Genomic DNA, 16,064 nt, shown 5'->3' with positions numbered 1-16,064 from the left:
GATCTTCGGGCGATACTGGATAGCGAAGTTTACGCCAGTCGCGCCAAACCGCATCGGTTTGCCGTGATCTCCGACTGGCGCTTCATTGCGACGCGGGCGCGTTGAGATGGTGGCGTCTAGCCCTCCAAGCCGCGCCGCAGGACAATTGGGCGGCTTAGCCAGTTCTCCCGACCAGAGAAGTCGCCGCGGCCACAATCGCCTCGCGAGGCTCGCGTGGTGTCCAGCCGAGCATTCGCTGCGCCTTGTCGTTCGAGGTTTTCTTGGCGTAGCCGAGGTCGGGTACGAAAGGACGCATCTCGGCATTGAAGCGCGCAGCGATGCGTACCACGAAGTCGGGGAGTGCGCGCGTCGGGACCCGCTTGGCCGCATCCCCAAGGGCAGCCTTGATGATGGCGCCGATCTCCTTCAAACTGAGCGCTCGGCCGTTGGAGAGTAGGAACCGCTCACCCGCCGCAGCCGGGTTGGTCATCGCCATGACATGCGCGCTGGCGACGTCGCGGACATCGACCACGGGTATGAATAGGTTCGGGACGACCGGCATCGCGCCGTCGAGCATGCGCTGGACGATGTGGTTTGAGCCGGATACGTCCTTGCCCATCACCGGTCCGATGACCGCGACCGGCAACATCGTGGTCAGATCCAGGCCGCCGCCCTCGGCGGTGATGAAATCCCAGGCCGCGCGTTCGGCAAGGGTCTTGCTCTTGCCGTAAGCATCGACGCCGGGCCCATCGAGAATCGTCCAGTCGGCTTCGGTGAACACATGGTCGCCATACGGATGCCCCCAGCTCACGGCGTGGAATGCAGAGGTAAGCACGACGCGCTTTACCCCCGCGTCGCGTGCCGCGCGCAGCACGCGCAGCGTGCCTTCGCGCGCGGGGACTATCACCTCGTCCTCGTTCGCGACCCTCCCAGGCTGGACCGGCGAGGCGACATGCAGGACGATGTCCATGCCGGCGACGGCCTCTGCCCAGCCGTCGTCGCGCAGGAGATCGGCCGCGACGAAGCTCAGTCTGTCGGAATGAACCATGCCCGCGTCCTTGAGGACGCCCCGCGCCGCCGCCTCCTTGGCCAGAGACCGGATGGTGGAGCGGACGAGATGGCCTTGCTCCAGAAGCTGGAGGATGCAGTGCCCCGCGATGAAACCGGTGCCGCCGGTGACGAGAACGCGGTGCCGAATCATGACGGGGTTCCTTTGTGAATGCGATGCCCGTCGACCAGTTGGTCACGCCAGCGGGTCGGAGTTGTCCGCTCCCAGTGACGGAAGGCTCGGGCAAATGAATTGGGCTCGACGAAGCCGACCAGCATGGCAATGGCCGCCGCATCGAGGTCGGTGGCTACGAGCAAACGACTGGCGGTGGTTCGCCTCACGCCCGCGAGTCGCTCTTGAAAGCTCGTCCCGAGTTCGTGGAGCCGGCGTTGAAGCGTGCGGGTGCTGAGATTGAGGCGCCCGGCCACCGCCGCTACGCTCGGCTGGCGTCCCTCGCTCAGTTGCCGCGCAATGGCGACGCACACCTCGCCCACAAAAGCGGGGAAGCCCTCTCCGTCGCGGATGCGCTGCTCCAGGCCATCTAGCACATGCGCGAAGGCGCCGCCGTCCGCGGTGAGAAACGGAACGTCTAGTGCTGCGCGATCGAACACCATTGCGTCACTTGCGGCCCCGAAGACGATCGGGCAACCGAAGTGGCGTCGCAGAAGCTGCTCGTCGATCGCGCGCCGCGTCAGTTCGAGCCGTATCGGCGTGACCTTTCCGCCGGTGCCTCGCCAGGCGAGCTGGCGCAGCGAGGCCATCGTCATATCGACGAGCAGGCGTGGAACCGGTCCGGTCGCCTGGAGCCAGCGGTAACGAACGACGGCTTCGCCGCCCTTTGCTTCAACCTCCACAAGTTCGGGGCAGGTTAGGCTTTTATACCGGGAGAGCGCAGCGAGCGCGCTGCGAAAGTCGGGTGCGTGCAACGCGACGATCGCCGCGACGCCGTAGCCGCGCGCGATCCCTTCGTCACCAAAGCGAATGCCTGCCCAGGGATCGGGGAATTCTTCCTCGGCCGCCACCCAGAGGCGGAAGAAATCGCTCGTCACCCACGCGTTGGACGGCGCCACGCCTGCACGCGCGCACAAGCGTTCGATCGGCACGCCGAGCTTCGACAGCACGCCGATTGACAGCGAAAAGGTGTTTGAGCCTCGCATGGAGACTACATAGGCACGCGGACATTTCACAACAAATCCGATCGCGCCAATCGACCAGCGGGCGCTTCAGGCGGCCATCCGCGATGCAGAAGCGGCTTCAAAGTGGCGAACGCCCCAGGTCTCCTTCGCCTGGCTGACAGGGCTACAGCACTGGTCGCCGTCGCGGCGTCATCGAGTCCGGTCCACTTTCCGCAATAGATCGATGAAGGCCCGTAAGGGGGACGGCAAGTGTCGGCTGCGCGGGTAGTAGAGCGCCAGACCAGGCGTCGGCGGACACCACTCATCAAGTACGGTCACCAGTTGGCCGGACGCCACAAACGGCCGCGCAAAGTGTTCGGGCACATAGGCGATGCCACGTCCGTCCACCGCTGCCTGCGTGAGAAGATCATTGTCATCGAGGGTGAGGTTGCCCGGCACGTCGATCGCGACTTCGGCGCCGCGTTTCGAGAACTCCCAGCGATAGCGCTTTCCGCTCGGCAGACGTTGGCGGATGCAGCAATGTGCATAAAGATCGTCGGGTGTATGCGGTCTTGCTTTACCGTCGAGGTAGCACGGCGCTGCCACGGCGATGAAACGCACGTCGCCGCCGAATTTCACTGCGACCATGTCTTTCGGAACAGCTTCCAGCAGGCGTATACCGGCATCGAAACCCTGTTCCACGATATCGACGAGCCGGCCTTCCGACACCAGATCAAGCTCGACGTCGGGATAAAGATCGAGAAAGCGCGGAACGACGTCAGCCAGCAGTATGCGGGCACCGCTCTTGTTCGCATTGATCCGCAGCGAGCCGCTTGGGGCGCCGCGTTCCTCCGAGAGCGTATCGAGCGCCTGATCGAGATCCTGAAGAACGGGGTCGAGCCGCGCCAGCAGGCTAGCGCCAGCGTGGGTCAGCGACACGCTGCGTGTGGTCCGGTTGAATAGCCGCACGTCCAGTTTTGCCTCCAAGCCGATGATTGCGTGGCTGAGAGCGGAGCGCGAAACGCCCATCACGTCGGCAGCTCTGCGAAAGCTCTGGTGACTGGCCACCGCAGCGAAAGCGGCAAGATCGTTCAGACTGGGACGTGCCATTGGTGAGTTTTTGTTACCTCCTCATCTCAAATTGAAGACCTTATATCACCAATGTCGCTGTTTTATACCGGCTGTTGAACAGACCAGGAGTTCACATGCCGAAGACATGGTTCATCACCGGCGCTTCCTCGGGGCTGGGTCTCGAGATGACGCAGCAGCTGCTCACTCAGGGGCACAATGTGGTCGCGACGATCCGCCGCGCGGGGGCGCTGACGAAACTGGCGCAGGAGTACCGCGAACGCCTGGATATCGTTCAGCTCGATCTGGTCGAGCCGGGGAGCATTGCCTCGGCCGTCAAAGATGCATTCCAACGACGCGACCGGATAGACGTAATCGTCAGCAATGCGGGCTATGGCCTGTTCGGCGCTGCGGAAGAGCTCACGAACACCCAAATCGATCGACAAATAGCCACCAACCTTATCGGATCGATCCATCTGATTCGTGCCGTACTGCCCTTTCTTCGAAGGAAAGGCGGCGGACGGATCGTCCAGGTTTCTTCCGAAGGTGGGCAGATCGCTTATCCGGGCTTCAGCCTCTATCACGCGACCAAATGGGGTATCGAAGGCTTCATCGAATCCGTTGCACAGGAAGTGGCTCCCTTCGGCATCGACTTCATCATCGCCGAACCGGGGCCGACCGGCACGAATTTCGGGGCCAACCTCGACCTTGCAGAACCCATGGCCGCCTACGAGGAAACCCCTGCCGGCGCCGTTCGCCGCGCGATCAGCGACGGAAGCTTCGAGATAAAGGGCGACGCGGCGCGGACCGTGGCCGCAATTATCTCGGCCGCAGAGAGCGACGCACCGCCATTTCGGCTGGCGCTGGGCAGCACAGCCTATTCCTCGATCTCACAGACGCTTCTCGCGCGCATGAAGGCCCTTGAGGCGCAGCAGGAGCTGGCGAATTCCGCCGATCGACAGGCTGGGTGAGTTGCGGCGACGGCCGGGAAGTCGGCGTTCAAGAAGCGGGAAGGAAACACCATGTTCGTCCGACCAGTTATACTGGCTCTTGCCCTCAGCATGTCGATATCGCCAGCGTTCACGCAGACCGCGGCGGAAAATCAGGTGATAGGCACCTGGAGGCTGGTGTCGGCGACGATTGATCCAGGCGGGCAAAACATCCCGGCCTATGGAGAACACCCTAACGGTCTTCTCGTTTTCACTCCCGACATGCACTTCGTGGAAGTTCTTGCCGACGCCGATATCCCGCGGTTTGCTTCCAATGCTCGCGGTGGGGGGACGGATAATGAAAATCGCACGGCCATGGCACGCAGTATCGGGTTTTTCGGGACCTACACAGTTGATGAAAAGGGCGAATTCAACGGAAACCGGGTGGAGGGGGCGACTTTTCCAAACTGGGTTGGCAGCGTCCGAACTCGTAACGATCTGAGGTTGGTCGTCGACGGCGACCGCATGACCGAACAATTCCGTAGGCCGGAAGGCACTGAAATCAGGATTGAATGGCAGCGCGTCAAGTAAGCCAAGTAGACTGCTGCCCGGAGAAACGCGCCATCCAGGGAGCTTCGAATTCGCCGAAAGGTTGGCTGCGCCTCGCAGCGGCATCAAGAATTGCTAGCCCATCAACTCATAAAAGCACCGATCCAGGAGAAACCGAGCGGTTCAGCCTCCGGGCAGAGATGCTGGTCAATCGACACGATGCCGATATGGGGATTTTTGCGCGGATGGCTTGGGCTTGCAGAATTCTCCACTGCAACAGGTGGGCCAGTTACGGAGTGCAACCCGCATGACTGCAGTCCACCCAGCAACTGGCGGCGGTGGTAGGAATGAGCTCAGGCGTTGAAGCCAGCGTCCACATTGAGAATCGTACCCGTAATCAGACTTGCTGCGGGACCGGCGAGAAACGCGACGGCGCTGGCGATTTCACGGGGCTCGCCAAATCGACCCAGCGAGGTCAGACTGCGCTGATAATCAGCGTTTTCGCCATCGGCCGGGTTCATCTCCGTGTCAGTTGAACCCGGCAAAACCAGGTTCACGGTAATACCTTGAGGGCCGAGTTCGCGCGAAAGGCCTCGCGTGAACGACAGAAGCGCTGACTTCGACATGGCGTAGGCCGTTACCCCCGGGAACGGAACACGCTCGGCCAATGAGGAGCCGATGGAGATGATACGGCCTCCCGATGAGAGATGCGGTATCGCTGCCTGGGCGAACAGAACCGGCGCGCGAACATTGACGTCGAGCATGGCTTGCAGATCGGCTAGTGACAGGTCCGCCGTCATCCCAGCCGTTCCGATGCCCGCGCTGTTGACCAGAATATCGAGGCCTCCAAGCGTGTCGACCGCCTCGGCGACTGCTCGGCTTATGGCGTCGGGATTGGCGCTGTCCGCCTGAATGGCGATCCCGCGCCGGCCTTTCTCCTCGATTGACCGAACCACTGTCGCAGCCCGGTCCGCTGAGCGGTGATAGGTAAAGGCGACATCAGCCCCATTTCCGGCGAGCGCAATCGCGATCGCGGCGCCTATTCCCCGTGAGCCCCCGTTCACCAGAGCGCGCCTTTCAAGCAGATCCATGATCGTTTCCATTATGCAGTGATCGATGTATAAATCAGTAAGTTCATTGCAGTGCGCGGTCAACTGATTTATGCAGTGATTGATGCACAATGATTTTCCGGCACCTCCAGCCTGTCCGGCGCCGACACGCCCCGCGCGCGGTCGGCCGAGGGAATTCGATCGCCAGGAAGCGCTCGCCGCCGCGATACGACTATTTTGGATCAGGGGATATGAGGCCGCCTCGATCGCCGATCTGACGGAAGCGATGGGGATCGGGACAAAGAGCCTCTATGCCGCCTTTGGTTCGAAGGATGCGCTCTACGCCGAAGCGCTGAAATTCTATTGCACGACCTATGAGGGACTGGTCTGGACCCGTTTCCGGAAGGCTACGACCGCGAGAGAGGCGGCGCTGGCGTTCCTTCAGGACTCCGCCATCGCCATGACGGGTGGTGACTGCGATCTGCCGCATGGCTGCATGGCCACGCTCGCCACAGTCGGCAGCGAAGGACATGCCGAACTCGGCGAACTCATGCGAGCCACCCGCGCGGGAGGCTTTGATCTCCTCAAGGCGCGCTTCGACAAAGCAAAAGGCGACGGGGATCTCCAGGCCACGGCGGACACGACCAAGCTCGCAAGATTAGTCCAGACGGTACAAAGCGGCATGGCGATTCGCGCCCGCGACGGAGCGGACCGCGCTGAACTTGAGGCTGTCGCGGAAATGGCATTAGCCGGCTGGGACCACATCACTGCCCCCATGGATAATGGGGAGTGAGATAGGGCTAGTCCGCAGGCGACCAGCGCGATGAAGACGGCGGGGTGCCTAAGGAGAGATGGTGCGGGCGGTCGGAATCGAACTGACACTTCTTTCGGAACCGGATTTTGAATCCGACGCGTCTGTCAGTTTCGGCGTTTTCAATGTGGCGGCTTATCATTGGCCGCGATGAGCTCCGCGGTTGGGGTGGGGCGCCGCGTGCCCACCCGTGTCGCTCGTCAATCACGGCCTGGTGCCGGCAAACTCACCCATTTGAGACGTCGAAAGGCGGCCCATCGCTCTGTCCCTTTTGCCCCTCGCTCAATTCCTGCTTCCGACCTGCGTCAAATTAATGCACTCAGTGCAGTTTTTGTTGACAGGAAGAGCCTCGACCTTTACCGAATTGGCTTCGCCCAGAGCTGCGAATGCTCGGCGGGAAATAGCAGGATTGATTTTCATGAGAAGCTGGTTGGCTGCTTTGGCGTTGGCATGTGCCGTCGCGACGGTGCTGCCTATGGGGGCGAATGCACAGAATGCCCAAGTACAACAGGAGCATGCGGCATTTCATGCGATCGACTTCGATTGGAAAGATGCCTCTCGGGGTCGCGTAGTTCCTGCTCGCCTGTATTGGCCGACTGGGACTTCGCTCGGACGGGTGCCGCTGATCGTCTTCTCGCACGGCATGGGCGGTTCGCGAAACGGTTACACTTACCTCGCTGCCCGGTGGGCCGCTCACGGCATCGCGAGTTTGCATGTCCAGCATATCGGAAGCGATGCTGCACTCTGGCGTGGCAATCCGTTCGAGCTTGTGGGGCGGCTGCAAGCGGCCACACGGGATGACGAAGCCGCGGCACGTGTCGGCGATCTTCGGTTCGCGCTCGATCAAATGCTACTATTTTCAACCGGACCGTACGCGCGATTCATCGATGTGCGACGCATCGTCGTAGCTGGACATTCCTATGGCGCGAATACCGCATTGTTGACCGTGGGGGCGCGGGTCATTCGGGATGGCCGTTGGCTCGATTTCCGCGACCGGCGCTTCAAGGCGGCGATAGTGATTTCAGCCCCACCTTTTTACGGTGAAAACGACTTGTCGAACGTGCTCGCTAACATCTCCGTGCCGACGCTTCACGTGACGGCTACACAAGACGTCATCAAGATTCCCGGCTTCTATTCGAATGCACGCGATCGAGTCGCAATTTTCGAGGCGATCGCCAATCGGCGTAAGCTACTGGTCATGTTCCGAGGAGGATCCCATAGTATATTTACAGACCGCGCTTTGACCGGGGGGCCAGGACTAAATCCGAAGGTCAAGGAAGCCACCGGGGAATTGACGCTGGCATTCTTGGACTATGCGTTTGCCGGGGATTCCAAAGGTTTGGCGCAGTGGAGCGTCGATTGGCAGGATATTCTCGCCCAGCCAACCATGCGGAACGCAATGCCGATCTCGGGCGCGTCTGGAAGGGCAGCTTGGCAAGATAACATGCCTGCGACTGCGGCCGAGAAAGGCGGTGCTATCACCGGTGAGCGGCAGAACAGTTATTCTCTTGGGGTCGGTGCTCGTCGAGCGGCGGCAGAAATCGACGGGTCGGCATCCGCATTGCGTCGATAAACCCGATGCACCGGTTCCTGCTTATAGCGACTGTGTGTCTACTGAGCGCCGGGTGCGCGAACTGCGCCGCTGAACAGCGCGGGCTCTCTTGCCAGTTATGATGGTCTGAAGCCATCCGACGGCGTTTTGACGAAGTCGATCGTTCGCATCGACAAGGAGGACGTTCTCGGCGCAAAGACCGTGCGGCTCGTAGAAACTCGATTTTCGACAAAATCAGCGGCAGAGGTATCCTTCTCGCCCGATCAGCGCAGGATCCTCGGCAACGCCATTGACCGTGCTCTGTGCTTCGGATTGAGCGAGAAGTTCGAAATTGTCGGTCCGGCGGATCAGGCCGACCTGACGATTCAGGCCGTCATCACCCATGCGGCGGCGACGGATCCTGCAGCGGCAGGTGCGTCGGGGTGTCGCGCGGGTCGCCAAAGCCGTACTTCTGCCTGATGTGCCAGTGCCTATTCCGCGTATTCCGTTGGGGCTTGGCAGCCTGTCGGTCGAAGGCGAGGCGAGGGACAGACGGGGGAAGCAGAAGGCCTCTATGGTGTGGGGCCGCGGGGCCAATTCTTTCACAAGTTCTCCCCGCGTCTCGCCTGATGTGAATACATACGACCTCTCCACGGCATTTGCCGCCGACTTTAGCCGGCTATTGGTCACGGGGAGTACGCCTTTCGGAACCCTTCCAGCACTGCCGTCGCTCGAGAGCCTGCACACGTCGCTGGGCGGTGCGCCGAAGCAATCCGCGTGCGACGTGTTCGGAAGAGCCCCGGGAATTGCTGGATTTGTCGGCCAAGGGCTTGGAGCTCCCCCAAGTTGGACAGACAAGGGAGCAACGCCTCCGGTCTCCCCGGCTGCAGCACCGTTAGTGGTTTCCGCCGATCCGATCTGGCCGTCGATAGAATCATCTCGGAGATAACGTCTGTAGGCGAACAGACGCGGCAATTGGCGGGGCGCTACGAGGGTCTATTCCTCGAATTGCGCCGCACCCTGAAAGACGAGCTCTCGCGTGCCTCCAGCCTCGCAGACGCTGCGCTCATAGCTATGGCGATTGCAGATGCGGCAGCCTCTGCCTTCACTTCGCACTTTCCACATCAGCCGAGGCGCGACTGCCGTGCCGGCTGTGATGCTTGTTGCCATCTCTACGTGACGATTCCCCCCGGCGTCGCTGAGGTGATCGTGGATTTCCTGACCGAGCGTCTTGACCCGGCCGCTGTTGCCGCGTTGCGGGTTGAGTTGATCAAGGCCGCTGCCGCCGCCGACGCGTCTACAGATCCGACGAGACTGCGCCATCCTTGCCCACTGCTCGATTCGAATGGTCTTTGCATGATCTATGACGTGCGGCCGCTGACGTGCCGCGCGTTCACGTCGAAGTCTGCAGCAGCATGTCGCTCGCTCGTGTTCGATCCCAATGGGACGGTGGCCGCCATTGCGCAGAGCCCATCGCAGTTCCGCGTCTATATCGAAGCGACGGATGCATTAGAGCAGGCTGCTTCTTCTCGAGGGTTGCCGGCGCAGCAAACGGGACTTGCTAAGGCGCTTCTCGCGCGTTTGTCGGAGCAGGCGAGTTGGCAGGCGGGTCATGGTGGAATAGACGAGGAAAGCAGCTGCTGATGTCGGACGTTCTTTCCCTACTCGGGGCGCTAGTGGTCCTTTCGGTTTGTCTATCACGGCTCGTGTTTCAAGGTATCATCGGCGTCCCCCCGCTATCGTCAAATGTCGCTGAGGCGGCTGACATTGTTGCTCTGCTGAGGCAGGCCGGCTCGGCGAAGAGGGCGATTGCTTACGAGTTGGGCTGCGGTTGGGGTTCGCTGGTGATCGAGCTGGCGCTCGCTTTTCCGGAAGCACAGATTCGGGGTATAGAATTGTCTCCCTTTCCGTATTGGGTTGCCCGGGTTCGGGCTCGAAAACTGCCGAACGTAGTCTTGCACCGAGGCAGTTTTTACGACTGGGATATTCGAGACGCATACGCGGTCGTTTGCTACCTGATGATCAACCCAATGCCGAAATTGGCGGAGTCTTTCGATCTCTCGCTTGCATTTGGAGCGCCGGTGGCGTCGCTCACCTTCTGGTTTCGCAACAGGGAAGTTACCGCGGTTCGAGAAGGCCCGGGCCTGCGCGGAGCCGCTGCACTGTATTACTGGCCTGCGCGGAAGGTAGGGCGGCTGAAGCCGCCCAACGCCATCGCATAAGCTGGCGATCGGTTTGTGGTGATACGTGCCTTCAATTGGGATCTATCACTGCCCTGAGCGGACTACCCGATCGAGAGTCGGGACGGCGGGCGATGTCACCCTTTTCTCAGCTTGTTCTTTCCTTCACAGCACGCTCTGCAAATTTGCGAACGATTCGCGGAGATAAGCCGCGGGTGGTCGTTTTCCCTTGTCGTTGCCCCAGGCGTCGATCGCCAGTCGAAACGCTCCGACCGAGACCATGGCAACGTACCGAAGAGATTTCCGCCGCTTGGCTTGAGGCCATTTCACGCACAGAGCTTCGAATATGGCTTGTTCCTGGGCAATATACTTAGCATGACTTGCGGACATCAATGCTTCGCTCGAACGGATGACCCGGTCGAGAGCAATGCTTTGATCCGAATCATAACTGCCGGTCAACTTCAGCAGCGCGTTCTTGACGGTGTCGATCGGAGATTGGTCGGAGGGCTCTGCGATCACGGCAGCTCGGAGGAGCTCGGTGAAGTGGCTCTGCCACGCCAGGAGGATTTCCTCCTTGGACTTGAAATAATAGAAGAAGGTCCGCCGCGAAATACCTGCCGCTTCTGCGATGGCCTCGAGCGTCGTCTGTTCGTAGCCATTGGTCATGAACAACCGGAGCCCAGCTTCGGCGATCCGAGCCAGCGTCTCACGTCGTTTGCGCTCGCGAAGACCCTCATCCGCAGCTTTGCCGTCCGCTATTACGCTTTTTCGCAAGGGAAATGCCCGTCGTTCTAAAATTGCACCGAGTGCAATACTCTACACTTGGCTTAAAAAACGTGCAAGAAAAAACCAGTCCGTCTGCGCGTGACTGAGGCCGTTGTATGACCGTGGATAGCTCGTGCGGCACGTGGATCCTCGCCGCGCCCGCGGCTAGGCGTCGCACATTCAGCCTTTCCCGGAACCTTGTGAAATTACACTTCGTGCAATAAAAAATGCACTCGATGTAATTATGGAAGGGCGAGCCCATGCTCAGCTGGAAGATACTTGCGACGGTCACCATCGTGTTTGGACTGGTCTTAGCCGCGCCGGCGGCGCGGGCCCAGCCGGCTCAACCCGACGATATCGTTGGGGCTTGGGAGTCCGAGTCGCTGAAACTGGAGTTCTTCAAAGTGGACGCCGAGTATCAGGCGCGAGTCCTGTGGGGCGACCGGATCGTCGAGAGCGACGGTGTCACCTTCAAGAAAGATACTTTGAATCCCGATCCCTCGCTCCGCAGCCGGTCCTTGCAGGGAATCGTGATGGTGAAAGGGCTGACCTATCAGAATGGCGAATGGAGTGGTGGAACGGCGTACGATGCGTCTTCCGGGCGCACCGTCAACTGCAAGGCGGAGATCACCGAGGGCAAGCTCCACATGCGCGGCTATGTCGGAGTTTCACTTCTAGGGCAAACGGTCGTCTTCCAGAGAGCGGCGATGAAGACTTCGGTCAGTCCTGTGAAGTCTCCGGCTGCGAAAAAATAGTCGATCCGATGTTGCGCCGGCAGCTCGATGGCGGATTGCAACGAAACCGCGGTTGCAGAGAGCGAAATGGGTTTCCAGTTCGGCCGCATGAGGCCGGCCGCCGATTGCAAAATTACACTTAGTGTAATATTAGAAGTGTACACCAAGTGTAATTTTCTGCAGAGGAGAACCTTTCCATGCCTGATTGGACCATCAAGGATATTCCGTCCCAGCTGGGACGATCTGCCGTCGTCACGGGAACCGGGGGCATCGGATTTGAAGACGCGTTGGCGCTGGCTCGAGCCCGCTGCGAAATCATCATCGCGGGCCGCAGCCCGGAAAAAGGTGGGCAGGCCGTGGCACGGATCCGAGCGGCCCTTCCGGACGCCAAGGTGCGCTTCGAAGAGCTCGATCTCGCCAGCCTGAAATCGGTGAGAGACTTTGGCTCTCGAATGCGTGCCCAGCGAACCAGCCTGGACATCCTCATCAACAATGCCGCCGTGATGGCCCCTCCGGTGCGGAAGGTGACGAGCGATGGGTTTGAGTTGCAGTTCGGGACCAACTACCTCGGCCACTTCGCGCTGACGGCGGAACTCCTTCCACTTTTGCGCAACGGCGAACAGCCGCGGGTCATCAGCATTTCGAGCGTCGCGGCCCGGAGCGGGGCGATCGACTTCGAGGATCTTCAAGCGGAGCGCGGCTACAAGCCCATGCCGGTCTACAGCCAATCCAAGCTCGCGTGCCTCATGTTCGCGTTCGAACTTCAAACTCGAAGCCAATCCTCCGGATGGAAGATCGCGAGCATCGCCGCGCACCCCGGGGTTTCGCGCACAGAGCTGATTCCGAATGGCGCTGGTTCCCGAAGTCTGGCGGGCTTCGCCCGATCCTTCCTCTGGTTCCTATTTCAACCGCCGGCTCAAGGCGCGCTGCCGACGCTGTTCGCGGCGACGTCTCCGTACGCCGAACCTGGAGGGTACTATGGTCCCAACAGGCTGAGCGAAACCCGCGGTGCGCCTGCGTCCGCGCGAATACCTCCGCAAGCCAAGGATGCGGCCGGGTCAGCGCGGCTCTGGGAGGTTTCCGAAAAGCTGACCGGCGCCCGCTTTGCATGAGCTGTTCGACCACGAAAGCTGGCCGCAGCAAAATGGCGAGGCCGCAGCCCTCGTCATCGATGATGGTGGCTTCCCCCCTGCGGCGCGCCAACCACGACTGTCGTCCAAATACCAACATGGGGTATGCGCTCGAGAGTCTCCTGGTGGGCTCGCCGCGCATGTCGAAAAGGATCTCTGCAATGTTCAGTCGGAGCGCCTTCTCGATTTACGCCGTCGTCTCACTCGCTCTGACAGGGTGCGGCACACCCCTGGTCGGCGCGGATCCGGCACCGTCCGCAACGAGTCGAGATGTCGCTCGGCCGGAGCTGGAGCGGAGTGCGGACTTTGAGACTGTCAGCGTCGAGACCGACATCCAAGCACCTCTGGCTTCCGTAACGAATTGGTTCGCCGATCGCGGCGCCGCCGCATTCGGCTCGTTCCTTACCGGAACGGATAGTGTGCCCGGCGTAGTAAGCACCGAGATGATAATCGGCAACTGGAGCAAGCCCGGCGACCGCCGACGAATCGTGTTCTCGGACAATAACAGTGCGCTGGAGGAGATTACGGAGCGCAGACCAGAGCTTCTGCAATACCAGATATGGAACCTGACCAACCGCACAGGGCGCTACATAAGATACGCGCTGAGCGAGCTGGACTTCACGAGCAGAGGCCAGGCGACCCGCGTGCGCTGGACGTATTCCTTCCGACCGAAAATCTGGCCGGACGGCTATCTCATCCGGCCCTACGTCCAGAACGACTTTCGCCGATTTATGGAGGTCGGCCTGGCAGCGATGCGCGACAAGGCAATGACAGACATCGCTTCGAAACGCAGCATGCGATCGTCATAAGTTAGGGAATGAAGTTCGTGAGTATCCGTCAGAGAAATATAGACCCGATGTCCCATCCGAACGATGTCGTGTCCGCACGCCTTTGTCTCGCCCTCGCTTCCTTGCTCGGCCGCAGCCGCCCCGGTTCTGGACCGGGAACGGTCGCTCGGGCTCATGTTCGGCTCCTCGATGCGTTAAGCACCGCGCTTCGGCCGAAGCGCAAGAGCAACCATCCAAGCTCCAGGGCAGGGCGCGCGCTTGCCATCCTCGGCTTGGCCGCTTACGGCGTCTCCGACGCGAGCGCGGCAGATGGAGACGTGCGCGCTTCCTATGCCGTACGGTTCGCGGGCCTGCCGGTGGCTGACGCCAATTTGTATGTGGCGCTCCGTGGCAGTACCTACACTGCCAGGGTCGACTATCGCGTCTCCGGAGCGGTCCGGCTCTTGAACAATGCTGCAGGTGTGGCGTCGTCCACCGGTACTCACAAAGGAGGACGCTTTGTCCCGACCGATTTCGATCTCGAACATCGGAGCGGCTCGCGGCGGCACAGAGTAAAGCTCGGCATGGCTGACGGCGTCGTCAAGACAATGCTGGTCGATCCGCCGCCGGTATCGGGATCGAATCAAACGCCGATCGAACCGAAGCATCTCACCGCAATCGTCGATCCCTTGAGCGCCTTCTTGATGGCTGCAACCAGGATTGACGGAAGAACGCAAGGGGGAGCGTGTGATCGGGTGCTATCGATCGTCGACGGTTTGAGCCGATATGACGTCAAGCTTGAGCAACAAGGCATGGGAACAATCGCGCAAAAAGACCTTGCCGGAAGCACGACCGTCTGCCGGGCAGTCTTCAAGCCTGTTGCGGGGCAGATCGTCGAAGGAGATGGGGCACGCGCCGCGTCCTCGAATTCCGACGTCGATCAAATCCTGGTCACATTCGGGCGTGCCAGCACGATTGATCTCCACGTCCCGGTCTACGTCCAGGCGCAGACCCGGTTCGGAGCTGCCAGCGTGGCCCTGACGGAGTTCAGCGCGGACCCTGCGAGGTCGACCGCATCCCGGTGAAGACGCGAGCCAGAGGCTGCCGTCTTGGTAATTCCCCGCTCACCCGTGTTCGGCCCGAGAGCGTCGATGTGACGTCGTCGCCGGTGACGACGCGGATGAAAGCCGACGTCCTGAGAAGTCGAACTGATGATCATCGGCGCCAAATAGTCGCACCAAATTTCCGGAGTCCGTGCTTGCGTGTTGCACCGAGTGCGATAATATTTTTACACCAAGTGTATAAATTAGGAGCGGAGAGCTGGACGTTCGAACCAGGCGAAGCGTGGCGGTCCCTGACGCTTCGAACTTGAACAGCCTCGGTTCGCGGGCATGAGCCGCGTCCAACACCCATTTCGACAGACCGGAGCAACGCATGTCGCACGATTTCCTTTCGTTCTTCCTTGCCTGGATGGCAGCCCCTGGCCGGGTAGGCGCCATCGCGCCTTCCGGCGATGCGTTGGCCGAAGTCATGACGCGCGAGCTAAGCTCATCGACGGGACCCATTATCGAACTCGGGCCGGGTACCGGTGCATTCACATACAAGCTGCTCGATCGTGGGGTCCGTCAGGAGAACCTTACGTTGGTCGAGTACGGCTCGGACTTCGTCAGAAAGCTCCAGATACGCTTTCCAGGAAGCCGAGTTCTATGGATGGATGCTGGCCGGCTGCGAGAAGGAGTGCTGTACGACGACAGAGTCGTGGGAGCCGTCGTTAGTGGTCTACCGCTTCTCAACATGTCCACCCGCAAGGTCATGTCTGTCTTGGACGGCGCCTTCAGCTACATCCGGGCCGGAGGCGCATTCTATCAATTCACTTACGGGCTCGGTTGTCCGGTGCGGAGACCTATCCTCGACAGGCTGGGTCTGAAGGCGACTTTGGTCGATCGAGCAATCCTCAACGTCCCGCCGGCCGCGGTCTACCGCTTCACCAGGCGGACACCGCGAGGCGCGGCATTCCGCGCCGGCAAAAGCCACAGCGCGACCGCTGATGCCGCGGAGAGCGGCCATGAAGCTTGACCGCCTCGGCATCATCCGCTGCTTTGCAATGGCTCTCGTCAATTTCCAGTCAATCACACTCGCGCATGCACCAGCGGTGTGCGCGGAACTCACAACACGAGATGTCGCCATCATTTCCCAAGACGACGTATCCGATGCAAGCGATGGGCGATGAATGCCCCGGATGCTTCGCAGGATGATGACTCTTCCTGACCTGCATGAAGCCGCAGGGCATGTCGGGTTCGGGCTCGATCGGGACTTGTTTGTCGAGGTGCTGGTGTTCGTTGGACGGGCCAAATGGCGGCAATAATTCGCTTCACAAATGACTTGAAAATTACACTCAGTGCGATATAT

Annotated in this window: 18 protein-coding genes; 13 read left to right on the top strand and 5 right to left on the bottom strand. The window is 60.6% G+C overall.

Going from position 1 to position 16,064, the window contains the following annotated elements; translation table 11 throughout:
• Window positions 1-154: 154 nt before the first annotated feature.
• The 3 genes from AC1RQP_RS37290 to AC1RQP_RS37280 all read right to left on the bottom strand — a co-directional run bounded on the left by AC1RQP_RS37290 (window position 155) and on the right by AC1RQP_RS37280 (window position 3,252).
• Window positions 155-1,180 carry an SDR family oxidoreductase gene (locus AC1RQP_RS37290; RefSeq protein WP_492942422.1) on the bottom strand — a complete coding sequence of 342 codons (1,026 nt, stop codon included), beginning with the start codon at window positions 1,178-1,180 and terminating at the stop codon, window positions 155-157.
• Window positions 1,177-2,184 (bottom strand): AraC family transcriptional regulator, encoded by a 1,008-nt coding sequence (locus AC1RQP_RS37285; RefSeq protein ID WP_492942420.1) that lies wholly within the window; start codon window positions 2,182-2,184, stop codon window positions 1,177-1,179. The genes AC1RQP_RS37290 and AC1RQP_RS37285 overlap by 4 nt, the downstream gene beginning before the upstream one ends.
• A 168-nt stretch (window positions 2,185-2,352) precedes the next feature.
• On the bottom strand, window positions 2,353-3,252 hold the full coding sequence (locus tag AC1RQP_RS37280) for a LysR family transcriptional regulator (protein WP_492942418.1): 900 nt from the start codon (window positions 3,250-3,252) through the stop codon (window positions 2,353-2,355).
• Between the two features lie 95 nt (window positions 3,253-3,347).
• Between AC1RQP_RS37280 and AC1RQP_RS37275 the strand changes: the two genes are divergently transcribed.
• Window positions 3,348-4,181: an SDR family oxidoreductase gene (locus AC1RQP_RS37275; protein ID WP_492942416.1), complete on the top strand. Its 834-nt coding sequence runs from the start codon at window positions 3,348-3,350 to the stop codon at window positions 4,179-4,181.
• A gap of 51 nt (window positions 4,182-4,232) precedes the next feature.
• The gene (locus AC1RQP_RS37270; RefSeq protein WP_492942414.1) at window positions 4,233-4,730 is read left to right on the top strand and encodes a lipocalin-like domain-containing protein; all 498 of its coding nucleotides are present in this window, start codon (window positions 4,233-4,235) and stop codon (window positions 4,728-4,730) included.
• Window positions 4,731-5,041: 311 nt separating this feature from the next.
• On the opposite strand, the gene AC1RQP_RS37265 is transcribed toward AC1RQP_RS37270, so the two are convergent.
• Window positions 5,042-5,779 carry an SDR family NAD(P)-dependent oxidoreductase gene (locus AC1RQP_RS37265; RefSeq protein WP_492942412.1) on the bottom strand — a complete coding sequence of 246 codons (738 nt, stop codon included), beginning with the start codon at window positions 5,777-5,779 and terminating at the stop codon, window positions 5,042-5,044.
• A gap of 82 nt (window positions 5,780-5,861) precedes the next feature.
• Between AC1RQP_RS37265 and AC1RQP_RS37260 the strand changes: the two genes are divergently transcribed.
• The 5 genes from AC1RQP_RS37260 (at window position 5,862) to AC1RQP_RS37240 (ending at window position 10,301) form a co-directional block, all read left to right on the top strand.
• Entirely contained in the window at window positions 5,862-6,530 is a 669-nt protein-coding gene (locus AC1RQP_RS37260) for a TetR/AcrR family transcriptional regulator (RefSeq protein ID WP_492942410.1), read from the top strand.
• 436 nt (window positions 6,531-6,966) lie between these two features.
• A complete protein-coding gene (locus AC1RQP_RS37255; RefSeq protein ID WP_492942408.1) occupies window positions 6,967-8,121 on the top strand; it encodes an alpha/beta hydrolase family protein in 1,155 nt (384 codons plus the stop codon).
• A gap of 126 nt (window positions 8,122-8,247) precedes the next feature.
• Window positions 8,248-8,559, top strand: a complete 312-nt coding sequence (locus AC1RQP_RS37250) for a DUF3313 family protein (protein WP_492942406.1) — start codon at window positions 8,248-8,250, stop codon at window positions 8,557-8,559.
• Between the two features lie 366 nt (window positions 8,560-8,925).
• The gene (locus AC1RQP_RS37245) at window positions 8,926-9,723 is read left to right on the top strand and encodes a YkgJ family cysteine cluster protein (protein WP_492942404.1); all 798 of its coding nucleotides are present in this window, start codon (window positions 8,926-8,928) and stop codon (window positions 9,721-9,723) included.
• The gene (locus AC1RQP_RS37240; RefSeq protein WP_492942402.1) at window positions 9,723-10,301 is read left to right on the top strand and encodes a class I SAM-dependent methyltransferase; all 579 of its coding nucleotides are present in this window, start codon (window positions 9,723-9,725) and stop codon (window positions 10,299-10,301) included. Before AC1RQP_RS37245 ends, AC1RQP_RS37240 begins: the two co-directional genes overlap by 1 nt.
• Before the next feature lie 123 nt (window positions 10,302-10,424).
• On the opposite strand, the gene AC1RQP_RS37235 is transcribed toward AC1RQP_RS37240, so the two are convergent.
• The gene (locus AC1RQP_RS37235; RefSeq protein WP_492942400.1) at window positions 10,425-11,033 is read right to left on the bottom strand and encodes a TetR/AcrR family transcriptional regulator; all 609 of its coding nucleotides are present in this window, start codon (window positions 11,031-11,033) and stop codon (window positions 10,425-10,427) included.
• A gap of 251 nt (window positions 11,034-11,284) precedes the next feature.
• Here AC1RQP_RS37235 and AC1RQP_RS37230 point away from each other — a divergent pair, with 251 nt between their 5' ends.
• The 6 genes from AC1RQP_RS37230 (at window position 11,285) to AC1RQP_RS37205 (ending at window position 15,885) form a co-directional block, all read left to right on the top strand.
• Window positions 11,285-11,779: a DUF2147 domain-containing protein gene (locus AC1RQP_RS37230; RefSeq protein ID WP_492942398.1), complete on the top strand. Its 495-nt coding sequence runs from the start codon at window positions 11,285-11,287 to the stop codon at window positions 11,777-11,779.
• A gap of 176 nt (window positions 11,780-11,955) precedes the next feature.
• On the top strand, window positions 11,956-12,870 hold the full coding sequence (locus AC1RQP_RS37225; protein WP_492942396.1) for an SDR family oxidoreductase: 915 nt from the start codon (window positions 11,956-11,958) through the stop codon (window positions 12,868-12,870).
• A 179-nt stretch (window positions 12,871-13,049) separates the two neighbouring features.
• A complete protein-coding gene (locus AC1RQP_RS37220) occupies window positions 13,050-13,697 on the top strand; it encodes an SRPBCC family protein (protein ID WP_492942394.1) in 648 nt (215 codons plus the stop codon).
• Window positions 13,698-13,705: 8 nt separating this feature from the next.
• Complete coding sequence (locus AC1RQP_RS37215) at window positions 13,706-14,740, top strand: DUF3108 domain-containing protein (protein WP_492942392.1); 1,035 nt, start codon at window positions 13,706-13,708, stop codon at window positions 14,738-14,740.
• A gap of 349 nt (window positions 14,741-15,089) precedes the next feature.
• Window positions 15,090-15,731, top strand: a complete 642-nt coding sequence (locus tag AC1RQP_RS37210; protein ID WP_492942390.1) for a class I SAM-dependent methyltransferase — start codon at window positions 15,090-15,092, stop codon at window positions 15,729-15,731.
• Complete coding sequence (locus AC1RQP_RS37205) at window positions 15,721-15,885, top strand: hypothetical protein (protein WP_492942388.1); 165 nt, start codon at window positions 15,721-15,723, stop codon at window positions 15,883-15,885. The genes AC1RQP_RS37210 and AC1RQP_RS37205 overlap by 11 nt, the downstream gene beginning before the upstream one ends.
• Window positions 15,886-16,064: the final 179 nt, after the last annotated feature.

This window comes from Bradyrhizobium sp. GW821-FHT13H06 (genome assembly GCF_058803975.1).
This window is presented reverse-complemented; position numbering and strand designations above follow the sequence as displayed.

Excerpts from the sequence above, each read along its gene's own strand:
- AC1RQP_RS37270 (WP_492942414.1), top strand. The coding sequence starts at position 4,233 with ATGTTCGTCCGACCAGTTATACTGGCTCTTGCCCTCAGCATGTCGATA.
- AC1RQP_RS37230 (WP_492942398.1), top strand. The coding sequence starts at position 11,285 with ATGCTCAGCTGGAAGATACTTGCGACGGTCACCATCGTGTTTGGACTG.
- AC1RQP_RS37255 (WP_492942408.1), top strand. The coding sequence starts at position 6,967 with ATGAGAAGCTGGTTGGCTGCTTTGGCGTTGGCATGTGCCGTCGCGACG.
- AC1RQP_RS37290 (WP_492942422.1), bottom strand. The coding sequence starts at position 1,180 with ATGATTCGGCACCGCGTTCTCGTCACCGGCGGCACCGGTTTCATCGCG.
- AC1RQP_RS37260 (WP_492942410.1), top strand. The coding sequence starts at position 5,862 with ATGCACAATGATTTTCCGGCACCTCCAGCCTGTCCGGCGCCGACACGC.
- AC1RQP_RS37205 (WP_492942388.1), top strand. The coding sequence starts at position 15,721 with ATGAAGCTTGACCGCCTCGGCATCATCCGCTGCTTTGCAATGGCTCTC.
- AC1RQP_RS37240 (WP_492942402.1), top strand. The coding sequence starts at position 9,723 with ATGTCGGACGTTCTTTCCCTACTCGGGGCGCTAGTGGTCCTTTCGGTT.
- AC1RQP_RS37280 (WP_492942418.1), bottom strand. The coding sequence starts at position 3,252 with ATGGCACGTCCCAGTCTGAACGATCTTGCCGCTTTCGCTGCGGTGGCC.
- AC1RQP_RS37225 (WP_492942396.1), top strand. The coding sequence starts at position 11,956 with ATGCCTGATTGGACCATCAAGGATATTCCGTCCCAGCTGGGACGATCT.
- AC1RQP_RS37210 (WP_492942390.1), top strand. The coding sequence starts at position 15,090 with ATGTCGCACGATTTCCTTTCGTTCTTCCTTGCCTGGATGGCAGCCCCT.
- AC1RQP_RS37265 (WP_492942412.1), bottom strand. The coding sequence starts at position 5,779 with ATGGATCTGCTTGAAAGGCGCGCTCTGGTGAACGGGGGCTCACGGGGA.
- AC1RQP_RS37285 (WP_492942420.1), bottom strand. The coding sequence starts at position 2,184 with ATGCGAGGCTCAAACACCTTTTCGCTGTCAATCGGCGTGCTGTCGAAG.
- AC1RQP_RS37275 (WP_492942416.1), top strand. The coding sequence starts at position 3,348 with ATGCCGAAGACATGGTTCATCACCGGCGCTTCCTCGGGGCTGGGTCTC.
- AC1RQP_RS37215 (WP_492942392.1), top strand. The coding sequence starts at position 13,706 with ATGAAGTTCGTGAGTATCCGTCAGAGAAATATAGACCCGATGTCCCAT.
- AC1RQP_RS37220 (WP_492942394.1), top strand. The coding sequence starts at position 13,050 with ATGTTCAGTCGGAGCGCCTTCTCGATTTACGCCGTCGTCTCACTCGCT.